The sequence below is a fragment of the Vibrio sp. J502 genome, assembly GCF_025397955.1.
Classification (GTDB): domain Bacteria; phylum Pseudomonadota; class Gammaproteobacteria; order Enterobacterales; family Vibrionaceae; genus Vibrio; species Vibrio anguillarum.
The window spans coordinates 158,411-182,832 of the sequence record NZ_CP104555.1; the positions used below are offsets into that span (position 1 = coordinate 158,411).

Here is a 24,422-nt window from a genome sequence, read left to right on the forward strand (position 1 = left end):
AGGTTATGTGGTTCGTTTCGTCGTGACTAAGTGATGTAGCCCTTAATTTGGTTGCCTAAAGATTTAGTCCATACTGTAAATTGTATACACTGCCATACGAACGGAATCTAACCATATGGGTTAAGTAGTATGTGGAAACGCTTAATTTCGCTTTCAGAGGACAAAAAACAAGTCATTGCCCAGCTGCCTGGGACGGAGTCCATCGACAAAAATTTTGACCAAGCAGGCTTGAAAGAAGCATTGTTTGAGTTATCTGCATCGACATTTTTCTTAAATGAAACTGAAGTTACCCGCTTTATCAACTATGCAAAAGAGGGTAAGGGTGAAGCATTCTCTGGAATCACCATTGCAGAGAAAAAGAACGCTTCGGTTGAGATTGAATTTAGTGATCGAGATATGTTAGCCAGCATGGTCGTGACGGGTGCATATGGTGGCAGAGCATTGCGCGGTAGTGAGTTGGTGTATGCATTGGCTCATTCCCATGTGACAAAAGGCATCAACAAACTGGCTTTAAAGAAAGTGTTAATGGTAAGTAATACCTTGAAGCCAGGGGAAGTATACACTCAACCTGTTGCGCAGGGGCGTGAACCCATTCAAGGTAAAGACGCACAATTTGTTCCTTTGGTTGAGGATGTCAGTAAGCGCGTGTTAGCTCCGACCAAAAAGCAAGGACAGAATAAAATTGATATGCGCAACTTAGGTGAAACCATCACTGTTGGTCAAGATGATGAAGTGATGCGTCGAATTCCTGCAACCAAAGGAACGCCAGGCTATACCGTGCAGGGAAAAGTGCTGGATCCTAAACCAGGTAAAGACTCAGCCTTAGTTGCAGGAAAGGGGTCTTACATCTCACCCAATGATCCGAATGTGCTACTGGCCAGTCAAGCGGGCATGCCTATCCTGAAAAGTAAAACGGTTGATGTCGATAACGCTTTATGTTTAAACAACGTCAGTGTAGCGACTGGCCACGTGAAATTTAAAGGATGTGTTGTCATCACGGGTGATGTCGAGCCTGGGATGATCGTGAGAGCGACGGGCTCAATCACCATCGGTGGGTTTGTTGAGTCTGCTGATGTTCAAGCCCAAGGTAATATTGATGTTGGTAAAGGCATTATTGGCCATACGGTGTTTGATGATGAAGCAAGAACGTGCATTATCAAATCAGGAGGCTCTATCACGGCTAACTATGCTCAATTTAGCGAACTGCAAGCGGCAGATGACATCAATTTAGCGGTTCACAGTATGAGCAATGAATTACGCTGTGGCAATGATCTAAAAGTATTAGATAGTAAAGAGAAGCAAGGCACGCTCAGCGGTGGCCACGCGAAAGTTGGTGGTAAGATCGTTTGCTTCAATCTAGGCGTTGAAGGCGATACCGCCACGGCTGTGCAGGCTTTTGCTCGTTATGCTGTGTATAAAGAACGGGTCGCGAAACACAAAGAGCATTATAAACAAGCGCAAGAAGCGACGATGGAAGTGATCCGCCGTGAAATTGAATTTAAGAAAAAGCCTAAAGCGGAACGCTCGGAAGAGGAATTGCTAAAAATTGATGAATTTAAGAAACAGACTAATGATCGTTTAGAAAAAGCAAAATTGGCGTTGGATATGCTGGGAGAGGAGTTTGAGCAATTGCTCGAAATGAATACGATCGAAGTCAAAAATAAAGTTTATACCCATGTTTCGGTGCAATTTGATGATGAGCGGATCATCACCAAGCGGGCTCATGGCGCTAGTATCTTCTCATTTAACCAGTATGAGATTAAATGTGCTTCGATGCTTGAAGATGAAGATGTCGGAGGGATCTAACATTCTTATCTCAGAGTGCTAAGCAAAAAACGAGGCATTTTGCCTCGTTTTTTGCATATTATGCTATTTCTAGTAAGGTGGTTATTGCACTGATCTCACTTTGCCCTGTTTGAGATCGTTTAACACCATCGATTTAGGACCATCGGCAATGACACAGCCTTTCTCCATAACAATGACGCGATCAACCACATCGAGCATTGACGTTTTATGAGTAATTAATATTAACGTCTCACTTGGTGTCAATTGAGACAGTTGATGTTTGATGTGCATTTCAGAGCGATTGTCCATGGCGCTGGTGGGCTCATCAAGTAGCAAAACGGGTGGGCGTCCGAGCAGTGCACGAGCAATGGCTACCGCTTGCCTCTGACCACCAGACAACAACAAGCCGCCTTCACCCACTTGTCGTTCTAACCCCGCAGGGTCTTGCTGTGTGAACGCGGTAACTCCCGCTCGGTTAGCGGCATCCATCACATCTCTATCATCAACTAAGGGACGCCCGAGCGTGATGTTATCGCGAATTGAACCGTAAAATAGGTTGCTGTCTTGAGGTACGCAACCAATATTACGTCTCACATCAATGTGATGCAGTTGCGCGATATCGGTGTCATCAATGCGAACATTCCCCTCGGTCGGTTGATATAACCCCATGATAAGGCGCTCTAAGGTGGTCTTCCCTGAGCCGATGCGGCCTATGATCGCTACTTTTTCACCCGGATGAATCGTTATACTTAAGTCACGTATTGATGCAACAGGCGCATTTGGATAGTGAAAAGTGATTTTGTCTAGCTCAATTTTACCTTGCACAATCGGACGATGAATATAGCGTTTACCTTCTTCTTGCTCATCTGGCATTTGCATCACTTGCTCAATGATTTTTAAGGACGATTTGGCTTGGTTGTAGCGTGTTGAAAGTAATGATAGTTGCACCATTGGGCCAATCGCACGGCCGCTGAGCATGGTTGCGGCGATGAGCCCACCCATAGTTAAATCGCCGTTGGATATCAGATAGACGCCTAAGATGATCATGCCAACGTTCGCGGCTTGCTGAACAAAGCCGGCAGTATTTTGAATACCATCAGTAATTCTACGGCTTTTAATGTTCCAGTTCGCCATGTGCGCGACCGCTTCTTCCCAGCGATATTGAAACTGACTTTGAGCGCCAAAGAGTTTCACCGTTTCAAGTCCAGCTAAACTTTCAATCAGGTTGGCGTATTTTTGTGATGCCAGTCGAGAGCCCTCTTCAATCGCACGTCGTAGAGGTGCTTGGATGAGCAGAGAATAGATAGCAATGATCAGTACACCAGCGATAGGTACCAGCACTAAGCTGCCCGCCATTAGCCAGATCAGCACTAAAAAGAGCAGTGCAAATGGCAGGTCAATCAATGATGAGATGGTTGCTGAGGTAAAGAATTCGCGTATGGATTCGAACTCTTGTAAATGTCGCGCAAACGCACCGACAGAGGGAGGACGAGACTCCATTCTGATCCCCATCACTTTACTAAAGAGCTTGGAAGAGATCAGAATGTCAGATTTTTTGCCCGCCACATCAATAAAATAACTGCGAAGTAGTTTGAGGAGCAGATCGAATAAGAAGATTACAAAAATCCCGCTCGCTAATACCCACAAGGTTTCAAACGCAAGGTTAGGCACGACTTTGTCATACACTAAACGGCTGAACATTGGTGCCGCAATGGCAAACAAATTGATTAAAATGGAAGCGATCAACACATCACGATAAATGTGCTTTGACTGCCATAACGTACCCCAAAACCAGTGGCCATCACGGGTCTTTAATATTTCTGGTGAGCGCTCGTCATAGCGAAACTGTTTTTTCACCATGAAGTAGCGGCCAATATAGCGTTCAGTCAGTTCCTCTAAGGGAATAGCTACGGGGATTAGACCAGACTCCGCAGTGACGACCTCAGCTTCTTGATTCGCTTCGTTGATGCTGCTGAGCACACAGGCTTCACCGCCTTTTAAAATTAAGATAACGGGGAAAACCAATTTTGGGATTTGATCCAATGCTGAGCGATTTTCCTTGGCGATTAACCCCGCTCTTTCGGCTGCTCGAGGAAAGAGAAAAGGCGTCAGTTTCCCATCTGATAAAGGTAGGCCGTTGATCAGTGCTTCTGGGGAATTCGCCAATCCATAATAACGACTCACATAGATAAGCGAATTGAGTAGCGTGTCTTGCATTACATCTGACCTTTTTTATTTATCCACAATAAAGCCTTGGAAGACTTCTATAAAATGCTCGGAAAGGAAATCAAGTTGAGTTTGCGTTTCTACCCTTGACGCAATTGTGGTGATTCCTAAATTGTGTGCTGTGCGAGAAATCGACGTTAAGGTGAATTTTTGCTTTTCATCGTCGAGATGGTGAGTAAATAGATAATCGAGTTTCACGTATTTTGGACGGTACTCGTTGATGTAGTCTAATGATTGGAAATTCCGGCCATAGTTATCGACACCAAAGTCTGCGCCAGCTGCTCTTATGGCATTACAAAATAGCGCCGTATGGTGAGGGGCGTTGAGGAATGCGTTTTCCGGTATTTCAAAGTGTAGGTTCTCACAGATAGAGCGATGCTTCGCCAGAGTCTGAGTGACCCAACGAATAAAACTGGGTTGAGAAAGGCTGCTTTGAGCGATATTAATGGCTAATGGTTCGGCTATCTCTCCCGTTTCGAGCTTGCGAATCATCGTTTCAATAACATATTCATCAAAAATATGGCTGGCATTGAGTTGGTCGAGTGCAAATAAGTATTGGTTAGCGCTGTAGCGTTTGCCATCGTGCTCAATCGCTGAAAAAACTTCGCGGTGGAAAGTTTGTCCCCAGCTATTATTGGCTGACTGCAAACGGAAACTGAACCAATCGCTATGGATAGCTTCTTCAACCAATGCTTTCCATTGCTGTTTACCCATCACAGTTTGTTTGGTTTCACTGCTGACAAAGCCGTAAATCAGCTCTGGATTTGCAGTTGCAATGGCTAACGCGTTGTCGAGCAAGGAAAGTAACTGCGTTGAAGATTTTGGTTCTTTATTATGAACAACACCTAAAGAGACTTTGGCTGATGCCATGCCAGTCGGGTCGGCTAGAGTGTCTTGCACAAAATTCATAATACTATCGGCGATGATTTTGAGTTCACTCTCTTCCATGTTGGGCAAAATAAAGCCAAACTCTTCGGTAGAAATGCGTGCCAGAGTCACATCAGGTGAAGTAATCGACACTTTTAGATGCTCAGCCAAATGGCGTACCATACCATCGCCTGCTTCATAACCCTTTTCTTCGTAAAGCTCTTTGATAAACTCTGCTTGCAAAATAGCAGCGCCACCTATGGCACTTTCTGATAGCCAACTACTGAGTTGACTCATGTAATAGGCGCGGTTGCCAAGTTGAGAAACTGGGTCAATATAAGCACGCTCACGCAGTTGCTGAGCTTCTTGCGCCTGAGCTTTGAACGCTTTTTCAACCTGCGCTGACATGCTATTGATACCATCAACTACATAAATCAGATCTTTGGTCGCTGGCCGCGGTAGCGGTTCACCAAAATGGTTGCGTGCGACTTGCTCCATTTTTTCGACAATCATTTGCAGCGGGCGTAAAGCGCGCTTCAGAATGAAAGCGATGGCGGCAAGGCCAATCACAAAAATAGCGCTAAACGCGATAAGTAGCCGAATCAGCGCCTTCCATAATTGCGCATAGGCCTCGCCAGGGTGGCTGACAATTTCGACTTCAGCAAGCTGCATCCAACCACTGGTTACAACGCGTTGATCATGGATCGGTGCAAACAGGTGTAAATTGGTAAACCATTGCGGAACGTTATTAGGTTTTACAGGGTAAGATCGCAGAATCTCTTCGTCATCGTCTAGAAAAATCAATCGTACGACTGAGTAAGAGCTGCCATCAAACAAGGCATTGATAACCGACTCAACCGCAATCTTATCTTTCTTCTCCAAATAAGGTGCCAGCGCCAAACCGACGGTGTTGATGGTGTTGTTGACTTCAGAGCGCTGCTGCTGCTCTAAGTTGTTGCGGGTCGTATTGAATTCAATAATAAAGACTGAAGTCATCAGCATAATGAAGACGGCAATCATTCCCGCGACAAGTTGTTTATATAGCGTCATATTACTTACTCATCGTAACTTACAATTGGTTTATTCAATTTTAGCGAGCGTTCCCGTTCACGTAAGTCATTCCAAAGACTTAATCGTGAAGAGTCTCCTGCAAGCTGGCCATTTTTGGATTTCATTAGCCATAAATTTTTACCGTTAAAGCTGTAGATCGGTAACAGATCACGGCGTGTTGATGCTGGCTTAATCTCAGGGTTTATATTGTCTAAAATTAAGGGCTCGGCATTGGGTGTTGAATAGTACGCAAGAACCATATGAAACTGATTTAATTCAATGGCTTTAACATACACGAGGCGCAACTTTTTATCATCGATACCCAGTTCAAGCAGGGAGAAGTACTTCGCAATTGTGAAATCTTCGCAATCCCCTGCGTTGCTTCCTAGAAACTCAAGTGGTGTCGCCCAGTAGTCATTTTTCCCCCATAAATCGATATCATTAACAAAGTACAGCTGATTGAAAAATCGATTTATTTCGGTCAATTTGTCACGTTCGGGAGCATTTTGGTGCTTGGCAATTTCTTTGCGCCATGTTTCGACGCGTTTTCCCGCTCTTGTGCCATAGGTAAGCGCGACCGCATCGACCCACTGCTGCTCTTTGGTGTTGAGCGCTTGGGGGGATGAGGGCATAAATAGCAATAAAACCAGTGGCAGCCAAAACTTCATCAAAAACCGTCAATCATGAATATATTAAAAAGCATAAGTGAACCTTATTCTCTTAGCGCATTTTTTTGTGCACTGAGTATGGGCTTTAGTAGATAATCCATCACGGTTCGTTTACCCGTAATAATATCAACAGAGGCCGTCATTCCTGAGATGATAGGCAGGTTAGCATCATGCCCTAAGCTGGTTTGATTGGTCCTTACTCGGACTAAATAATAGCTTTTGCCTTCTTCATCTTGAGTTGTGTCGGCACTGATATGCTCAAGTGTCCCTTCCAAGCCGCCATATTTGGTGAAATCATAGGCGCTGAATTTTACTATGGCAGGCAACTCTGGTCTTAAGAAGGCGATGTCTTGTGGGGCAATTTGCGCTTCCACAAGCAAGGTATCCTCTGTTGGGACTACTTCAACAATATCCATACCGGGCTGGATAACACCGCCAACGGTGTTGACGTAAAGCGTCTTAATCGTTCCTGTCACAGGCGATAGCACAACAGTGCGATTTACCTTATCTTCAAGCCCAACGGCTGATTCTGTGATTGCTGAAAGTCTATCTTGGGCTTCGTTCAGTTTGTCTTGCTGCTGTGAGCGAAACTTTTGAGCCGCATCAATACGGTTGAGCACCGCTTCGCGAATCGCTGATTTTAATACTGGGATGTTAAGCTCGCTGGTGGTCATTTCACGGCGAGTATCGTTTACTTGGCGCTGTAGTTTCAGCAGCTCAATTCGTGGCACGACACCTTCGTCTGCTAAAGGCTTGGTTATCTCAAGCTCTTTATTCGCAAAATCATAACTTTGGCGCAAATTTTTCACGCGCGCTTGTATTTCAACCAACTCTTGTAGTTTCTGTTTGACTTGTTGATCTAAAAGAGAAAGTTGGTTTCGTAAGTTATTAAGATCTTGCCGATAGGCGGCCCTTTGTCTATTAACTAAATCGGGTTGGTTGTCTGTTAACAGCGGTGGAAAGGCGAGTTTGTTATAGTCAATTTTGACGCTATTTTGCCAGTTGTCATCATCAATTTCTTCGTTAATCATCACGCTAGTAATGGAAGCGGATAGCTGTAGAACACTGGCGGTAAGGTTAGCGACTTGTTGTTCACGTTCGCGGTAGTCTGAGCGGAAACGAGTGTCATCAATTAATAACAGTTGTTGGCCTTTTTGCACTCGTTCACCTTCGCGAACCAATATCTGTTTGACTAAGCCTCCTTCCAAGTTTTGAACCACTTGAACTTGCGATGACGGAACGACTTTGCCTTGTCCAACTGTCACTTTGTCGACCTGTGCCCATGAGGTCCAGACGATGGCTAAGAGAAAAAAACAGACCATAACCCAGAGCATCACACGTGCACTGTTGGGCGTGTTCAGTAGCAGAGCCGCCGTTTTGTCGTCTACGTACTCCAATTCTGTCGAAGAGAGTTTGTTATAACTCTTGTTGCTCATCGCTTATCCTTTGCGCCTAATCGTAGTGTATTTCCCTTTTCTACTTAAAGCTGTAGAGGGAGGCTACAACTGTAAGTTGTTTGGGTATAGTTGCTTGATTTTATTACTTGTCTAGCAAAATGTTAAGGATTTGCCACTCATCATGAGATTACTATTCACCATTTGAATTGATTGTACTTCCTATTGCGTACGTTCTACAGAGTTTAGCTGTGAATTACTGATTTTGTTGAACCTGAGCACTCTTGAGTTATGACGATGATAGGCGCACAATCGTCAAAAATTTCATAAGGAGCAGAGATGGAACTTTCAGACATCCGCCGCGAATACATAAAAGGCGGTTTAAGACGCAAAGATTTGCTTTCAAATCCCATTGAGCAGTTTAATCTTTGGCTGCAACAGGCCATTGATGCCGGTCTTACCGATCCCACAGCGATGACAGTGGCAACGGTTGATGAAAATGGACAACCTTTCCAACGTATAGTGCTATTAAAAAATGTCGAAAAAGACAGTTTTGTTTTCTACACCAATTTAGGCAGTCGTAAAGCGCAGCATATTGAACACAACAATAAAGTCAGCTTGCACTTTCCTTGGCACCCATTAGAGAGACAAGTGCACATCACAGGAAAGGCTGAAAAATTGTCGGCTTTTGAAAACATGAAATATTTTACTTCTCGTCCTAAAGATAGCCAAATTGCCGCGATAGCGAGTCGCCAGAGCAGCCGTATCTCAGCACGTGGTATTTTGGAAGGTAAATACTTGGAGTTAAAAAAGAAATTTGAACAAGGTGAGATCCCAGTTCCGAGTTTTTGGGGAGGATATCGCGTTAAAGTTGAATCGATAGAATTTTGGCAAGGTGGTGAGCATCGTTTGCATGATCGCTTCTTGTTTACGCAACATGATCAACAGTGGGACGCTGAACGTTTAGCACCATAAGGCCTACTTGTTAAAAGTCAGTCGCAATGAATGCCTCATTTATATGGGGCATTCACTATTGAGTACCACGGATAATTGCGTTTTGAGCAAGGTCTTGGGGATGTTTGAGCCATAACCTTGGTCTAGAGCCATATCGATAAGTTGCTCTTTACTGTGGGCTGCAAATTTATGTCGCAATTTTGCTTCATAGCCTTCCACTGTTTTTATCGAAATCTTCATCACCCGAGCAATGTGTTTGGGCTTTTTTCCATAAAGCAGAAGAAAAAGAACCTCAGATTCTCTTGTGGTTAGGGGCCCGGAAATGGGCTCTAGAACACCCGCGGAATGCTGTGTGGTCGTTAAACCTGTTGCTCGGCATATCCAATGGCCTACTTCCAAAATCGCGGTATCAGTTAGCTCTTGCCCGAAAAAAATTGTACCTTGAACCTCACCTTGTGCGTTGAACCATGGGGTTTTGGTGAAAATATGAGCGCGCCAAGAACCGTCAGCATAGGGGTGGATATCCAGCACTTTTAACGGTTTTTTTGTGGAGATTACACATCGATCTTGTTGCTGGAATTCTGCGGCGCAAGCGGTTGTCGGGCTTGGCATTTCAAAGTCAGTTAATCCAATGCACTGTTTTGCATCACTAACACCAATTAATTTGCCATAAGCATTGTTTGCGTAAACAAAAACCGAATTAAGATCTTTGCAACCCCAATATCCCGGAAGCTGTTGAAACAATGAAATTTGTTCTGCGCTGAGGAAGTTGACCATAGCGGGTTCTCCTAACAATGATATTGATATAATACCAATGGCATGGCGGGTTGTAATCCATAGCGGCATTTGAACATAAAAAAGCCAGCCTGAAGAAGGGCTGGCATAAATACAAGAATTGCTTCTTGTCGACGTGCAGAAGAGGTTCTATGAATGCTGCGAGGGTGTTGCAAATTCATAGGGATACCACATGGATATCAAATATCAAACGTGTTTGATATTTAACACCACTTTAGACGACGAGAGTGCAATAACAAAGGGGGGAATTCCCCCCTTTGTTATATAAATGGTTGGGCTAGTTCAGCTTACCTAAAGTTCCCTAATGACCCTGAAGCCAACATAATTTGCAGAAGTAGCAGGAGCAATAAACAAATTACCATAAGCCGCCGCCGTTGCAGGGGAGAAGCTCCATGCTCCACCTTTTGCTTGACCCCTTGAGTCATTTGTCCATTCCCACACGTTACCGACAACATCATAAAGGCCTAGGCCATTGGGAGCGAAAGACTTCACAGGAGAGGTGCTTTTATTTGACCAAGGTGTACCACTCCAGCCAGTATTCGCTTTCCCAGTTCCGAAATCATCTCCCCACCAATAGTCTGTTTGTGTACCAGCGCGAGCGGCAATTTCCCACTCTTCTTCAGTCGGCAAACGGTATTTATAGCCAGTTTCCTTACTTAGCCAGCGAGTATAGGCCTTCGCATCATTTTGGCTAATACACACCACTGGCGAGTTGCTCAACTGCTTAAAACCAGGGTCGCGCCAATAGCTACCTGCAATCGGGGTAATTTCAGATTCGGCGACTGCTGTGCACAGTTTTTGTAGCTCAGCATCAGTTTGGTAGGTGGTTTGATTCACAAAGGTTTCAAATTGACCCACAGTTATGGGGGTTGAACCAATTGCGAAAGCATGATCAAGGAAAACTTGTTTCGATGCGTGCTCGCCAATCAAATATTCGCCTGAGATCAAAGTGACTAACTCAGGAGCTTTAATATCCCCTTTGAGGGAATCAGCAAATTTATGTCCAGGTTTAAGTAGGTTGTCTTTTTCTCGTAGGTTCGCTCTTAATGTATGATCTGAGGTAATTTTCAGCTCTTGATTAAATGAGTAATACCCTTCTTTCTCAATCGTAATCATGTGCGGTCCCACTGGAAGCATCACTTCGACGGGAGTACTACCATAGTTTACATTGTCGATAGAGACTTTATCACTGTATTGGTTCGAGCGAATCGATAGGGTAACCCAAGCAATTTCTTTCTGTTTTTCTGTATTGGCTGAGTATTCGCCTGGGGCGAAACAGTATTGTGATTCGACATTCAGCAACCGACATGGTGTGTTTTCATCCGGTCTTGCATCAAGCTGAACATCTAGTACGGCTTTGTACTTATTGCCATTGTAGAAACCTGAATCTACGGTTTTATGGCGCAGTACATGAATATTAAAAGAGACATTGGCCAGATGTTGTTGGACGAGCTTGGCCTCACTTGTGGCCTCTATTAACTTGGTTTGATACTGGTTTACCGCTTTCTGGAGCGCTAAGTCAGTGGTCTGTTTCGAGCATTGAGCCAATGTCATATCGGCACTACAAGCGTTAGTAAAGCTAACTTTCTCGGTGCTACTCTGTTTGAGTTCATCTCTTAAACGCTCAACTCGCGCGCGTAATTTATGCTGTTCTAGCTCATTGATATTTTTGCTGACCGTGTTCTGCTCGGCCCTTTTTTGTGCCAGCAGTGCTTCTGACTCTTGGCGTTTTTGCTCAGCTTCTAAACGGTTTTTTTGATTCTGCTTTACATTAGCCCAAGCTGCTTGGTAGGCATTTTGTGAAGGCATGATGTCCAGTTCAGGATCATCAATCATTTTCATGTACTCGCGTTCTAAGTCAGTTTTTGCTTTTGCAAGTGCCTTATCAAAGAGCTGGGCTTGCTTTGTTAGCCTGTCTAACTCACTGTTGTGGTTGTTCACAACCACTTGTTGTTCATGGGTGGCCTTCTGGGCTGCCTGTAATTCGGACTGTTTAGTAAACAACGCATCATCAATGGCAATTACTGAGGAAGGCGTTCCTTCTGCCATCGTCGATGTTGCCACTAAGCAAGGCGAAAGTGCTAATAAGAGAGCGGGTAAACCTTGTCGCATTATTATCTACTTCAGTTAAGTTATTAGTTCATTGTGTCTATTCTAAACGAAAACACCATTTTGTCTGAAGTCATCTTTCAATAACTTAATGACAAAATGGCGTTTTAACCGCATCTTTGTGAATTACGACAGAAAAACAGAGTTTTTTTGAGGTAATTAACCCTCTTTATTCGGTCTTAGCTTTATCCAAACCGTATCATTGCCGTTAATTGTTAATACCCGGTTGTAGGTTTCGTAGCCATCTTTAGAGACGGTAACTTGGTGGCGGCCATTGGGCAAAACAATCTCAACAGGTGTACTGCCGTAGTTAATACCGTTGATGGTTACGGCATCGTTGTATTGATCCGACCTTACGGTCACATTTGCCCACTGTTTGTCATTTTTTTGCGTACCTTCAGACACGCCGCCTTTCAAACAGTATCGAGTTGACACGTTAAGCAGTTTACACGCAGCCACCGCTTCTGGTTTCGCTTGAAGCTGAGCTTGCATTTGGGTGAAGTATTCGTTGTTGCCTTCAAAACCACTGCGAATAATTTGGCTATCTTGTACATGGATATTAAGTTCCACGCCTTTCAGATTTTGCTTGGCAATGACCGATTCGGTTAGGTCATCAAGCAACTTGGCCCGAAACGTTTTTACCGCTTTTTGTTTGGTAAGGTGCTGTCCCTGATTTGAACACTCACCGAGTGTCATTGTCGTTGAACAGGTGGTTTTATAGCCAGTTTCAAGAACACTACTTTCACGCAGTTCGGCTTCGAGACGTTTGACCCTAGCTTCAATGCGCGACTCTTCGAGGTTCGCATACTCATTACTGAGACGAGCTTGCTTCTGTTTGATTTGAGACAAGCGCATTTCAACTTCGGTCATCGCTTGATTATTCTCAAGGCCTTCAGCTTGGTTCTGCTTCACTGATGCCCATGTTTCTTGGTACTTCTTTTGAAACGAGGCTAAATCTGTGTCTGGATCATCTAAAAGACGGCTATATTGTTTGTCCAAAGCAGACTTGGCTCGATTGCGTTTAGCATCAAGTTCTTCACTTTCTCGTTTAATACGAACATGTTCATTTTTAAGTTGTTGAAGCTTGGCTCCCTCTGCTTCGTATTCTGCAGAAATCGCGTCGATTTCCGTCTGTTTAGTAGTCATTTTTTCATCGATAGCGGTGACAGGATCTACCTGAATAACTTCTTCCGCGTACACCGATGCAGATACCCAAAAAGGGCTTAGCGCAAGCAATAGCGCTGGGATGCGACGTGTGATCATAGGTCCCTGCAACAAATTAACGTTTAACCACAAAAGTGGGAAAGACAAACTTTTGACAGCTTTAATGGATAAGCTGTATTCATAATGCAAAATTTATTCCGAACAATAGCAAAATTCACTTAAATCTATTACTAGGTGACTGATTTTGTAAATTTTATAATTGTGCATCTTCATTTTGAGCCTAATAGCGAAATATGCAAGTCTCTATTTTCGATCTATTTAGGGGTTTTGGGATTGAACACACATTGACCGTAATTTATGTGCACTTGATCATTGTTCCGTTTTGAAAAATCGATCTCATTTCACCCCTAAGCTTAAGCTTCATATGCACTTTGATGTTTAATTTTTAAAAAAATACAGCTTTGTTTTCGCTCCTGATAGTTTTGTTATAACATCAGCTTCTAACCTCAACCATGATGCAGCAATATGAGTGACTTTTCTTCGGCTAAGCTATCTAACTATCAACAAAATGACAAAGTTTTGTCGCCTAGGCCAGCAGAGTTAGTGACATTACCCTCGTACATGGAGTGTCATGATCATAGTTATACCCAAGTCGTTATCGGATTAAAAGGCCAAGCTGAGTTTGAAGTACAAGGTGTAGGCAATTTGGTGGGGCCGGGGCAGGGTTGTGTCGTTACCTCTGGAACTGGTCATGCGTTTGGTGGTGTCGTTGGGCAGTCGGATATCTTAGTGCTTAACCTTCCAATCTCCTGTGGAGATGACCCTTTGCTTCTACAAAAAATGAATGAGTTGTCGAATGCGGATATTTACTTTCAGCTGGATGGGCAAATCCAAAAGCTGATCCAATTGCTAGTTAAAGAGATGCAATCGAGCCCTGATGATTTACTGTTGAGCCGTGCCTGCAATGACACCGTGATGGCATTACTGCAACGCCATATTTCTGTATTTGAAACGCATCGCAAAGAGTCTCGTTTTGATCTTGAAGCGATTGATCGTTATATCGATCTGCACCTTGGTCGTAAAATTTCAGTCGCTCAATTAGCGGGCCGCGTTTATTTAGGTGAAAGCCAATTTCATATGTTGTTCAAAGAACAAATGGGGATCACGCCTCATCAATATTTGTTAGGTAAACGAATTGATATGGCAAAAGATTTGATTGAGCAAGGTTGTTTGAGTTTTGGTCAAATTGCGGAATTAACAGGCTTTTCTGGACAAAGTACCTTCACTCATTCATTTACTCGCTTGCAAGGTATTTCTCCATCGCAATACCGAAAATTGTGTCGTCGCTAATTCTTTATATCCCTGCCTCTTTTTTGTTTGTAATTCCCACATCATTTTTATATTGCTTGCCTTGACCTATCGGCAACACGTGCATCTTTGGTTAAATTTTGGAAACAATGTTGCTGTTTTCTGCTTTGTACATGATGTCAATTGATGTGATTGTGTTTTTATTTTGTTAATAGCCAGAGTTTTTAGCAAAAAACTCGGAGTTTTTGACAAGTATTCTTCTCGCGCTCAAAATACACTGCCAGCCATTGCAGGAAACCCGACCTTTTTCGGGAGTGAGATTGAGGAAAACGCATGTTTACAGCAACAGATGTGTTGAATGCAGAGTTTATCGAGCAACCGCTTGATAAGCTGTGGTCGCTGATCTCTCCACTTTATATGGTGGACGAATCTCAATGGCTGAAGCAGTTATTACCGCTGGCAACAGCTACAGAATCAGAAAAATCGGCGATATTAAATAAAACAACCCAGTTAATCGAAGCGATCCGAGCCGACAAAAAAGCGGTGCAAATGATCGATGCCTTATTACTTGAGTACAGTTTAGATACGCAAGAAGGTATTTTGTTGATGTGTTTGGCTGAAGCTCTGATGCGCATTCCCGATGCGGAAACCGCGGATGCTTTTATTAAAGATCGCCTCAGCGTTGCGGATTGGAAATCTCATCTGAAAAATTCTGACTCTGTCTTTGTCAATGCGTCCACGTGGGGGTTGATGCTGACTGGTAAAGTGATTGGCCTTGCTGATGTGGATACGACTAGTCCAACGCAGGCGGTTAATCGTCTAGTGAATAAGCTTTCTGAGCCAGTGATTCGTAAGGCGATGCACCAAGCGATGAAGGTGATGGGCCACCAATTTGTGCTAGGCCGAACCATTGAAGAAGCACAAAAAAATGGCCGTCCTATGCGTGATAAAGGCTATACCTATTCATTTGATATGCTCGGTGAAGCGGCGTTAACCACGGCCGATGCCAATAAATATTTCAAAGATTATTTGATGGCGATTGAGGCGGTTGGCCGCGAGAAATATGGCTTATCAACCAGCTCGGCACCGTCCGTATCAATCAAGCTTTCTGCATTGCATCCGCGTTATGAGGTGGCTAATCAAGAGCGCGTGCTGAGCGAGCTTTATAGCACACTGCTACAGCTTTTAGCCCGTGCTATCGAGCTGGATGTGGCGATCACTATTGATGCAGAAGAAGCAGACCGTTTAGAGCTGTCATTAAAGCTATTTGAAAAGATATATCGCAGTGAGCCCGTGAAAGGGTGGGGGAAATTTGGTTTAGTTGTACAAGCTTACTCTAAGCGCGCTTTACCCGTTTTAGTTTGGCTTAATGGGTTGGCGAAACAGCAAGGTGATGTGATCCCACTGCGTTTAGTCAAAGGGGCGTATTGGGATAGCGAAGTGAAGTGGTCTCAGCAAAGTGGCTACAGCAACTATCCGGTATACACACGTAAAGAAGCTACTGATGTAGCCTATTTGGCTTGCGCTCGTTTTCTTTTAAGCGAGGGTGTTCGTGGTCATATTTTCCCTCAATTTGCCAGTCATAATGCACAAACCGTGACCGCGATTGCGGTGATGTCACAACACAAAGATTTTGAGTTCCAGCGTCTGCATGGCATGGGTGATGCTCTTTATCATCATGCAATGAAAGCCTATCAACAATCGGTGCGAATTTATGCTCCAGTAGGTAGTCATAAAGACTTACTGCCTTATTTAGTTCGTAGATTGCTTGAAAATGGTGCGAACAGTTCGTTTGTGCATCGTTTAGTTGATGCTCGTTGTCCTATTGATACGTTAACGCAACATCCCGTCGATATGTTGCTCTCGTTTGATTCTTTACCAAATACCAAAATCCCTTTGCCACCGCATATCTTTGCCGAGCGCGTTAATTCCTATGGTGTCAATATTGATATTGAAAGTGAGGCAACGCCTTTTGAAGCGAAAGTAGAATGTTGGCTCAGTAAACAGTGGCATGCTTCTCCTATCATCAATGGTGTTGCTCAGTTCGAAAGCATGATCAAGGTAGGGGCATCGCTGGAAGTTGTGACTGCGCCGTATGACCGTAGGAAGCATGTTGGACAAGTGGTATTTGCCAACCTTGATCATGTTTCCGAAGCTATCTCAATAGCGGAGCAATCCTTTGCTGCTTGGAAGCAAGAAGAGCACAGTGTTCGCGCGGGCAAACTTGATAAACTTGCTGATTTACTCGAAGAGAACTTGGCTGAACTGGTCGCCATTTGTCATCACGAAGCAGGGAAAACCATTCACGATAGCATTGATGAAGTCCGCGAAGCGGTAGATTTTTGTCGCTATTACGCCAAACAAGTTTCCGCGTTAACACCCTTTGAAGTGACGAGTTTTGATAATGAAAAGCGTAAAGTGAGTCGTGAAGGTCGTGGTGTTTTCGTGTGTATTAGCCCATGGAACTTCCCTCTTGCGATTTTTCTTGGGCAAATCACGGCAGCGTTAGTTGCGGGTAATACGGTCGTTGCCAAACCCGCAGAACAAACCAGTTTGATTGCTTCGCGTGCCGTGGAACTGATGTTGGAAGCTGGCTTTCCTGCTGGCGTTATCCAATTGTTACCCGGACGTGGTGCAGAAATTGGCAGTGCGCTGACTTCTCACCCTGCCATTGCAGGTGTCGCGTTCACTGGATCAACAGCGACCGCGCAACGTATCAATCAAGCTCTTGCTCAACGTGACGCCGCGCCAGTGCCGTTGATTGCAGAGACGGGTGGGCAAAATGCGATGATCGTTGATAGTACGGCTTTACCCGAGCAAGTGGTGAGAGATGTGATTCGTTCTGCCTTTGCTTCGGCCGGGCAGCGCTGCTCTGCATTACGAGTGCTATTTGTTCAACAGGATATTGCCGATCGCATCATCAGCTTGATTCATGGTGCGATGAATGAGCTCAAGATTGGTCTTCCTTACCTCCACAGTACAGATGTCGGCCCTGTTATTGATGAAAAAGCCAAACAAAAGTTGCTCTCTCACATTGAACAGATGACCAAGACACAGACCAAAGTTGCGCAATTAGAACTCAGTTCGGAGTGCCAACACGGCGATTTTGTACCGCCAGCGGCTTTTGAAATTTCAGATATTCACTGCTTAACCGAAGAACAATTTGGGCCGATCTTACATATCGTGCGTTTTAAAGCGCGTGAGCTGGCCGATGTCGTGCAGCAAATTAATCAAACTGGTTTTGGTTTAACCATGGGGATCCATAGCCGCAATGAAACGACGTATCGTTGGATAGAAAAACACGCCCGAGTAGGTAACTGTTACATCAACCGTGATCAAGTGGGTGCGGTGGTGGGCGTGCAACCATTTGGTGGGCAGGGGCTTTCTGGTACCGGACCAAAGGCAGGTGGCCCACATTACTTATACCGTTTTACTCAAACTGAATTTTCTCAGTAATAAAGGCTCAGGAGAATTAGCATGGTTCATCAAGTAACACGTTTTTCTGACGCTTTTTCAGCATGGGAAAATTGGAATATCACCGATTTTGATTCTAAATGTGAGTGCTTACTTTCATTTAAAAATCTACTAGAAAGCGCTATGCCACAACTGGCAACAGTGATTTCTTACCATCTTCATCAGGCATCGGCGCTGTTGGCGCATTCGCATCAATTGATCGGTCCTACTGGAGAAACCAATGAGCTATACACCGCAGGTCGGGGCGTGGCTGTGATCATCCAAGGTGAACACAGTGATAAAGCGCAACAGGCGGTGGCAGCTCAGCTTTGTGCCGCTCTTGTGGCAGGCAATAGCGTCGTCTTATGTAGTGACGATGCGATGTTGATTCGAACACTGCAAGCGGCATTTGAGCAGTCAACACTCCCTACTAATCTCATTCAGTTTACGTCTTTTGATGCTTATCATCCGTTGATGGCGTCGGACGTTCGAAGTGTAGGTTACGTTGGGAACACTTCGGTTGAGCGTAGCCTCAACCGTCAGCTAGCTGATCGTAATGGTGCGATTGTCAGCCTAGTTTCTGAAACGGACTTGAGCGCGATCCCCGTGGCTCATGATCCTCACTTATCGTTGCGCTTTATTACCGAGCGTACTCGCACAATAAATATAACAGCAGTGGGTGGTAATGCGACCTTGCTTGAGCTTGGTAGCGAAACCCATTAATCCTTTCTGTTTTATCCTCTTCTTCGGAAGAGGACATGGAAGGCGATCTTTTAAAGAGGACAAACACAATGGAAAATAGCTTTGCTATTACAACCACCTTTATCCTGTATCTTATTTTGATGCTGGCTATTGGTGTGGTTGCATACCTTCGAACGAAGAACTCCGCAGATTATTTCTTAGGAGGGCGATCACTGGGCCCTTGGCCTGCGGCTTTATCGGCGGGTGCATCTGATATGAGCGGTTGGTTATTGCTCGGTTTACCTGGTTACGCGTACGCCGCTGGTATTGAGGCTTTCTGGCTAGCGGGTGGCTTATTATTGGGCACATGGGCTAACTGGTTAGTGAATGCTAAGCGCTTGCGCACTTATAGCATCACGACAGATTCATTAACATTACCTGAATTTTTATCACGCCGTTTTAATGATAAATCTAAACTGATTCAAACCATTTCAGCCTTCTTTATTTTGCTGTTCTTCCTCTTTTATACCAGTTCTGGCCTTGTGGCTGGCGGTAAACTATTTGAAACGGTATTTGGTTTAGATTATTCAACCGCAGTTATTATTGGCACCATTTGTGTGGTCTCCTACACACTGTTTGGTGGATTTTTAGCCGTTTCTTGGACTGACTTAGTGCAAGGCCTATTGATGGCCGCGGCATTAATGATTGTGCCCATCGCGGCAATCAACGGTGGTTTGGGTCAACTGAGTCAAGATCTATCCGCAATAAACCCAGAGCTACTGACGCTGTGGCATGATGTGAAAGGTGAGCCGTTAACGGGCGTTGCCATTATCTCATTAATGGCATGGGGGCTTGGTTATTTTGGTCAACCCCATATTTTGGCGCGTTTTAAAGCGTCTCGCTCAAATAAAGATCTCACCACAGCACGTCGTATTGCGGTCATTTGGACCGGTTTATCCATGGCGGGAGCCTTGTTGGTTGGCTTAGTTGGGCTTGTTTATGTGACGAACACCAGTTCGCTGGAGCTGGCAGATGGTGAAAAAATCTTCATGCTGCTAGTGAATGCGATTTTCCATCCAGTTATTGCAGGTATTTTGCTTGCGGCTATTCTTGCGGCAATTATGAGTACCGCTGACTCGCAATTATTAGTTTCTTCCTCTGCGTTAGCGGAAGATTTTTATAAGCAAGTCATCAAGCAAGATGCAACGTCGGAGGAGATAGTTCGTGTTGGCCGCTTTGCTGTGATTCTAATTTCTATCGTTGCGTTAGTGCTGGCCATGACACCAGATAGTTCCGTGCTCGGCTTAGTTTCGTATGCATGGGCGGGCTTTGGCGCCGCATTTGGCCCTGCAGTGGTATTGAGCCTTTATTGGTCTCGAATGAACCGCAATGGTGCACTAGCCGGCATTATTGTTGGTGGCGTGACAATTGTGGTTTGGAAACAACTGTCTGGCGGTTGGTTTGATGTGTATGAAATTGTTCCTGGGATCATTTTCTCTGTACTTGCGATCGTTGTGGTGAGCTTAGCGACAGCTGAACCCGAAGAGAGCGTGAGAGCACAGCACGTGACCTTTAAAAAGCAGCTGGTTGAACTAGATTGACATTCATACCGTTGTTCAATAACTAGCCCCTTTCTGAGGGGCTTTTTTGTACAGGTTAGATTGTGTAGTGTGCTTAGCAGAAAATAAGGAGATTGGGATGGACGTTTTTTGAAGATAGCTCACGAAACACACACTAAAGTTTGAGGAAAATGAACCTGTAGGCGCAAAATGTGTCAATTATCAATAATGATGCAAATTGTAGGGATTATTGGACCATGTCAAAAGCTTATTGCACCTGTTGTCGTAAAGAGACACCACATAAAGTCGTGATGAAGCGCTGTCAGTCAGAACCTTGTTCAACGTGGCAAGGTGTTCAAAAGTTTTTTGCGCTCATTATACAAGGTGAACCTCATTACAAAATGGAAAAGCAAGGTTTTTGCCGAGTATGTAATCACCCATCAACATTAAGCCACACCGACTTCTCACGCGTCCGCGTTCTCTAAATACTTCCAGCACTGCGCTAAGGTTTTTGGCGTAGTGCGCCTCTCGCTCAAAAGATAATTTTGCTTTTATTCGGCTGACTAAGTTTGATTTAGTGCACATTTACGTGCCGTTCTATTGCACGAGTGTCAAGTATTGGGAACTTAGGCAAAGTAATAATCCATAGTTGTAATACTCTCAAGCCCATTACTTTGGTGAACAAGCTTCAAGGAGCATTGCAATGCAATTGAGTTTAAAGAGAAAAATGGTGTTCTCTGTGGTTGCTGCTATTACATTGACAGCCGCTGCATTGGTTATGGTTGGCTATCAAACCTTTAAAACCGACAGCTGGAGAGCGATTGAGAGTGAAGCGCGTAATACATTACAGGCTCATGCAAAAGGGATTGGTGACTGGTTTAATGGTAAACAAAAAACGCTGCTAGGATTAAAAAACGAAATTGAGCGTAATCCACAATTATACCGAATCAACTTGAAGATGCAGGCTTGAGAACCTGAAAATGATCATTAATTCGAGATGTCAAAGAGCCTGCGATCTCTGGAAGAGTCACAGAAAAAAATTGGTCTATTGCCGCCTTGAAGTCCCGTTTTCTTTTGAAGTAAACGTTGTTCCTCGACTTCTCATTCATTACTTTCCATAGCCGCTCTATTGGGTTGAGGTTTGGACTGTAAGGTGGAAGATAATGCAGTTTAATATTCAGGACAAACGCCGCATCTTTGACTAAGTCACTGCGGTGATATCCCGCACCATCTAATATGATATGAAGCTTATGGGCTAACGAATAACTCTCTCTTAACTTACAGAAAAAACGAACAATCGATTCACTGTTAATGCTCTCATAGTCGTGAACAATGGTTGCACCAATATCCGACAGGTTCAGTGCGCCAATAATGTTCAATCGGCTACGATTACCCGTTGTTTCAATCACTTTATCCTGACCAGTACGTATCCAGCCATGCGATATCTTTGTTGATAGTGTTGGGTGAACTGCATCGATAAAGACTATCGATTCATCCTCGCCACAGCTTGCCTTTAGCGCTTCATACGCCTCTATGAATGCTTGCTGTTTTGCTTCATCAAACTTGTGTGGTATGCCTTTCGGTTGCTTGTAGCTAAAACCATTATGGTGAAGCCATTTGTTCATACCAGAAACAGTATAATCAAGCCCAAACGTCTCTTTAACATAGGCGACAATTTGATGAGTATGAGAATAGGTTTTCTCAGTCAAATGCTCGATTAGGTGCATGGTTTGAATAGCAGAAAGCTTGCTTTGGCTTCCTCCATTCTCAGGCTTAAGTTTTTCAGAAAGTACGTAGTCACTGAGGTGACGTGCAACGGTCGATTCATGAATACGAAGAGCTTGTGAAATCATAGTCTGACTCCAGCCTTCAGAAGCCAGCAAAACAGCCTTAATACGGTCGCAAACTCGACTATCACGCTCAATGTCGTGCATCTGTTCGAGTTGCAGTTTCTGTTGAGGAGTCAGTGTGATTTTCATGGTTTGTAGCATGATCCTGATTCTATTGAAAATCAAGCATCTTCAATGATCACGGGTATAGACATTGTTCCTCACCTACGCCAAACCTTGGAGTCTGGTGAGTTTGGGCTGAGTTATTACGGTAATGAACAGGGCGATATGATCCGCAATGACGGATCGCGTAACCAAAATGGTTATGATCCTCGTGAGCGTGGTTGGTATAAAGAAGCCAAAGTCGCGGGTAAACCGATCACAACCGCCCCCTACGTCAGCGTTACCATGCAAACCTTAGTGGTGACATTGGCAGAACCTGTCCGTCAAAATGGCCAACTGATTGGCGTCGCCGCTTCCAATTTAGCTTTGGGTAAATTGATCAAGGACGTCTTAGCTATTGAGGTTCCCGGGAAGGGCAATGCTATTTTGGTGAATACCAAGGGGCTAATTGTTGCCCATCCCAATCAAGAGCTTATTTTAAAACCTACCCAAGAAATGGCCTCACAACTGACCATTCAAAGCATATCAGAGGCGGCAAATTCTCAATTACCACTCTTTGTTGATATTGATGGTCAGGCCAAAGTATTGATGGCGCAAAGTATTGAACATACCGACTGGCTGTTGGTTATGGTGATGGACAAAACGGTTCTTGAACAGCCACTCAATGACATGCTATTGAAACAGAGCTTGATTGGCTTGATGATTTTAGTGATCTTGGCATTAGCGACCTCATGGTTCGTCGCTCGTCAGTTGAATGAGTTGAGTAATATTGCTCAAGCTTTGTCAGATATCGCCGAAGGTGATGGCGATTTAACCCGTCGTTTAGCCGTTCGCAGTGACGATGAAGTCGGTATCTTAGCGGATAAGTTCAATAAATTTGTCGATCGCATCCATGTCATGGTGCAAAGCGTGCGTGATGTTTCCGTTTCCCTTAACCAAGGAGCGACACAGGCCGCAAGCTCAGCCAGTCAACGTAGTGAACGGATTCGTACTCAACAAGATGAAATTACTATGGTTGCAACTGCGGTAACTGAAATGGCATCTGCGACCGCTGAAATCGCGGGCAATGCTGATAATACCGCTAAAAATGCCAATGAATCGGTTGAGCTTGGCGCACAAGGCTATCGCCAGATGCAGCAAAGCAAACAGTCAATCAATCAGTTAGCACAAGAGCTTAGCAGTGCTGTGGGCATCATTGGTGAATTAGAAGTGCACGCTAATGAGATTTCAACCATTCTGTCGACCATTCGCTCGATTGCAGAGCAGACAAATTTGTTGGCCTTGAATGCGGCGATTGAAGCAGCGCGCGCCGGAGAGCAAGGTCGTGGCTTTGCCGTTGTAGCTGATGAAGTCCGAGTGCTTTCTCAGCGCACTCATGCCTCTACCGAGGAGATCCAGTCTAAAATTTCCGGTTTGCAGAAGGTAACGACCAATGCTGTTTCTGTCATGACGGAAAGCCATAAACTGGTCGAAACAAGTGTGCAAGATGTGAACCACACAGGAGAAAGCTTACACGCAATCAGCGAAGCCATTCAGATGATCAGTGATATGGCGACGCAAATTGCATCAGCAGCAGAAGAGCAATCTTTGGTGACAGCGGATATTAATGGCAACACCGAATCGGTACGTGAAGTCAGCGACCAACTCGCCAGTGATGCGCAAAATGCAGTGCAACAAGCTCATGAAATGCACCGTTTAGCGAATGAGTTAGATAAAGAAATTTCTCGTTTCAAACTGTAATCATCTCAACGTACTCAAAGTAAAGAGGCGATAAATAGATTACAACCAAGAAAGTGGGTTCTTGCTCACTTTCTTTTCCTTTTTTCTCCTCAGTCTTTTTATTCTAACGTTCCCCTATTCTATGTGATTTATATCACAATGCCTTGTGATGATAGGTTGGTTTAACGCTGTAAGCCATTATTGTATGCCATATCACTTTTTTTAGAGCGCCGTGTAAAACCATGAGCCTAGACCGCATCGACCAACAGATCTTACGTATTTTGCACAGTAAAGGACGGCTTCCCGTTGTTGAGCTGGCAAAGTTGGTGAATTTAACCACATCTCCTTGTTCTGATCGTGTCAAACGCTTAGAAAAGGAAGGGTACATCAAAGGCTACCATGCAGAACTGTGCCCAGAAAAGTTAGGTCTGGATGTACAAGTGTTCATTCATATTCGATTGGATCAAACCAGTTTCTCTATTTTTGAGCGTTTTTCACAAGCAGTGGCGGACATTCCAGAAATTGAAGCATGTTATTCATTGTCCGGTGATTTTGACACCATGATCAAAGTGATGGTGAAAGATATGAAAGCCTACCAAAGTTTTATGTCTGGCAAGTTGGGGACATTGCCGGGAGTGATTCAAACGCGCAGTGAATTTGTGATTGAAGAACATAAAGCCAGCTTTGGCATTAATCCTGAGCTCATTTCCAAGACGCTGCCTTAGCTGCGAATGAGGT

General features: G+C 44.3%; 16 protein-coding genes and 2 pseudogenes. 10 read left to right on the top strand and 8 right to left on the bottom strand.

The genetic code is table 11. The features are described from left to right. Window positions 1-129: 129 nt before the first annotated feature. A complete protein-coding gene (locus N5E84_RS16560) occupies window positions 130-1,806 on the top strand; it encodes a DUF342 domain-containing protein (protein WP_069211904.1) in 1,677 nt (558 codons plus the stop codon). An 81-nt stretch (window positions 1,807-1,887) separates the two neighbouring features. Here the strand turns inward: N5E84_RS16560 and N5E84_RS16565 are convergent, their stop codons facing one another. Genes N5E84_RS16565 through N5E84_RS16580 form a run of 4 tightly spaced genes read right to left on the bottom strand, consistent with a single transcriptional unit; the run spans window position 1,888 to window position 8,032 of the window. Then, window positions 1,888-4,002 (bottom strand): type I secretion system permease/ATPase, encoded by a 2,115-nt coding sequence (locus N5E84_RS16565; protein ID WP_013868207.1) that lies wholly within the window; start codon window positions 4,000-4,002, stop codon window positions 1,888-1,890. 15 nt (window positions 4,003-4,017) lie between these two features. Beyond that, entirely contained in the window at window positions 4,018-5,928 is a 1,911-nt protein-coding gene (locus tag N5E84_RS16570; protein ID WP_019283026.1) for an EAL domain-containing protein, read from the bottom strand. A gap of 5 nt (window positions 5,929-5,933) precedes the next feature. After that, complete coding sequence (locus N5E84_RS16575) at window positions 5,934-6,596, bottom strand: transglutaminase-like cysteine peptidase (RefSeq protein WP_026027195.1); 663 nt, start codon at window positions 6,594-6,596, stop codon at window positions 5,934-5,936. Between the two features lie 44 nt (window positions 6,597-6,640). Next, the gene (locus N5E84_RS16580) at window positions 6,641-8,032 is read right to left on the bottom strand and encodes an HlyD family type I secretion periplasmic adaptor subunit (protein ID WP_019283025.1); all 1,392 of its coding nucleotides are present in this window, start codon (window positions 8,030-8,032) and stop codon (window positions 6,641-6,643) included. Window positions 8,033-8,329: 297 nt separating this feature from the next. Between N5E84_RS16580 and pdxH the strand changes: the two genes are divergently transcribed. Continuing rightward, a complete protein-coding gene (pdxH, locus tag N5E84_RS16585; protein WP_019283024.1) occupies window positions 8,330-8,965 on the top strand; it encodes a pyridoxamine 5'-phosphate oxidase in 636 nt (211 codons plus the stop codon). A 39-nt stretch (window positions 8,966-9,004) separates the two neighbouring features. Here the strand turns inward: pdxH and N5E84_RS16590 are convergent, their stop codons facing one another. The 3 genes from N5E84_RS16590 to N5E84_RS16600 form a co-directional block, all read right to left on the bottom strand. Beyond that, a complete protein-coding gene (locus N5E84_RS16590) occupies window positions 9,005-9,721 on the bottom strand; it encodes a PAS domain-containing protein (RefSeq protein WP_017044931.1) in 717 nt (238 codons plus the stop codon). Window positions 9,722-10,030: 309 nt separating this feature from the next. Continuing rightward, window positions 10,031-11,851 (bottom strand): SUMF1/EgtB/PvdO family nonheme iron enzyme, encoded by a 1,821-nt coding sequence (locus N5E84_RS16595; RefSeq protein ID WP_019283023.1) that lies wholly within the window; start codon window positions 11,849-11,851, stop codon window positions 10,031-10,033. A 156-nt stretch (window positions 11,852-12,007) separates the two neighbouring features. Next, window positions 12,008-13,111 (bottom strand): PEGA domain-containing protein, encoded by a 1,104-nt coding sequence (locus N5E84_RS16600; RefSeq protein WP_026028446.1) that lies wholly within the window; start codon window positions 13,109-13,111, stop codon window positions 12,008-12,010. Window positions 13,112-13,537: 426 nt separating this feature from the next. Between N5E84_RS16600 and N5E84_RS16605 the strand changes: the two genes are divergently transcribed. The 6 genes and pseudogenes from N5E84_RS16605 to N5E84_RS16630 all read left to right on the top strand — a co-directional run. Then, window positions 13,538-14,362 carry an AraC family transcriptional regulator gene (locus N5E84_RS16605; protein WP_017042345.1) on the top strand — a complete coding sequence of 275 codons (825 nt, stop codon included), beginning with the start codon at window positions 13,538-13,540 and terminating at the stop codon, window positions 14,360-14,362. A 291-nt stretch (window positions 14,363-14,653) separates the two neighbouring features. Then, the gene (putA, locus tag N5E84_RS16610) at window positions 14,654-17,776 is read left to right on the top strand and encodes a bifunctional proline dehydrogenase/L-glutamate gamma-semialdehyde dehydrogenase PutA (RefSeq protein WP_069211903.1); all 3,123 of its coding nucleotides are present in this window, start codon (window positions 14,654-14,656) and stop codon (window positions 17,774-17,776) included. Window positions 17,777-17,797: 21 nt separating this feature from the next. Continuing rightward, window positions 17,798-18,496, top strand: coding sequence for a 1-pyrroline-5-carboxylate dehydrogenase (locus tag N5E84_RS16615; RefSeq protein WP_017042347.1), 699 nt, complete (start codon window positions 17,798-17,800; stop codon window positions 18,494-18,496). Between the two features lie 68 nt (window positions 18,497-18,564). Continuing rightward, entirely contained in the window at window positions 18,565-20,055 is a 1,491-nt protein-coding gene (gene putP / locus N5E84_RS16620; RefSeq protein WP_019283022.1) for a sodium/proline symporter PutP, read from the top strand. A 215-nt stretch (window positions 20,056-20,270) separates the two neighbouring features. Further along, window positions 20,271-20,498: a hypothetical protein gene (locus N5E84_RS16625; protein ID WP_013868195.1), complete on the top strand. Its 228-nt coding sequence runs from the start codon at window positions 20,271-20,273 to the stop codon at window positions 20,496-20,498. Between the two features lie 218 nt (window positions 20,499-20,716). Next, a pseudogene (locus N5E84_RS16630) lies at window positions 20,717-20,953 on the top strand (methyl-accepting chemotaxis protein); the annotation flags it as partial. Between the two features lie 7 nt (window positions 20,954-20,960). Here N5E84_RS16630 and N5E84_RS16635 read toward each other — a convergent pair. Then, the gene (locus tag N5E84_RS16635) at window positions 20,961-21,992 is read right to left on the bottom strand and encodes an IS630-like element ISVa15 family transposase (RefSeq protein ID WP_026027704.1); all 1,032 of its coding nucleotides are present in this window, start codon (window positions 21,990-21,992) and stop codon (window positions 20,961-20,963) included. Between the two features lie 57 nt (window positions 21,993-22,049). On the opposite strand from N5E84_RS16635, the pseudogene N5E84_RS16640 reads away from it, so the two are divergent. Together N5E84_RS16640 and N5E84_RS16645 are read left to right on the top strand one after the other, a co-directional pair. Continuing rightward, window positions 22,050-23,705 (top strand): annotated as a pseudogene (locus tag N5E84_RS16640) (methyl-accepting chemotaxis protein); the annotation flags it as partial. Window positions 23,706-23,926: 221 nt separating this feature from the next. After that, the gene (locus N5E84_RS16645) at window positions 23,927-24,409 is read left to right on the top strand and encodes an Lrp/AsnC family transcriptional regulator (protein ID WP_019281759.1); all 483 of its coding nucleotides are present in this window, start codon (window positions 23,927-23,929) and stop codon (window positions 24,407-24,409) included. The last annotated feature ends 13 nt before the right edge of the window (window positions 24,410-24,422 follow it).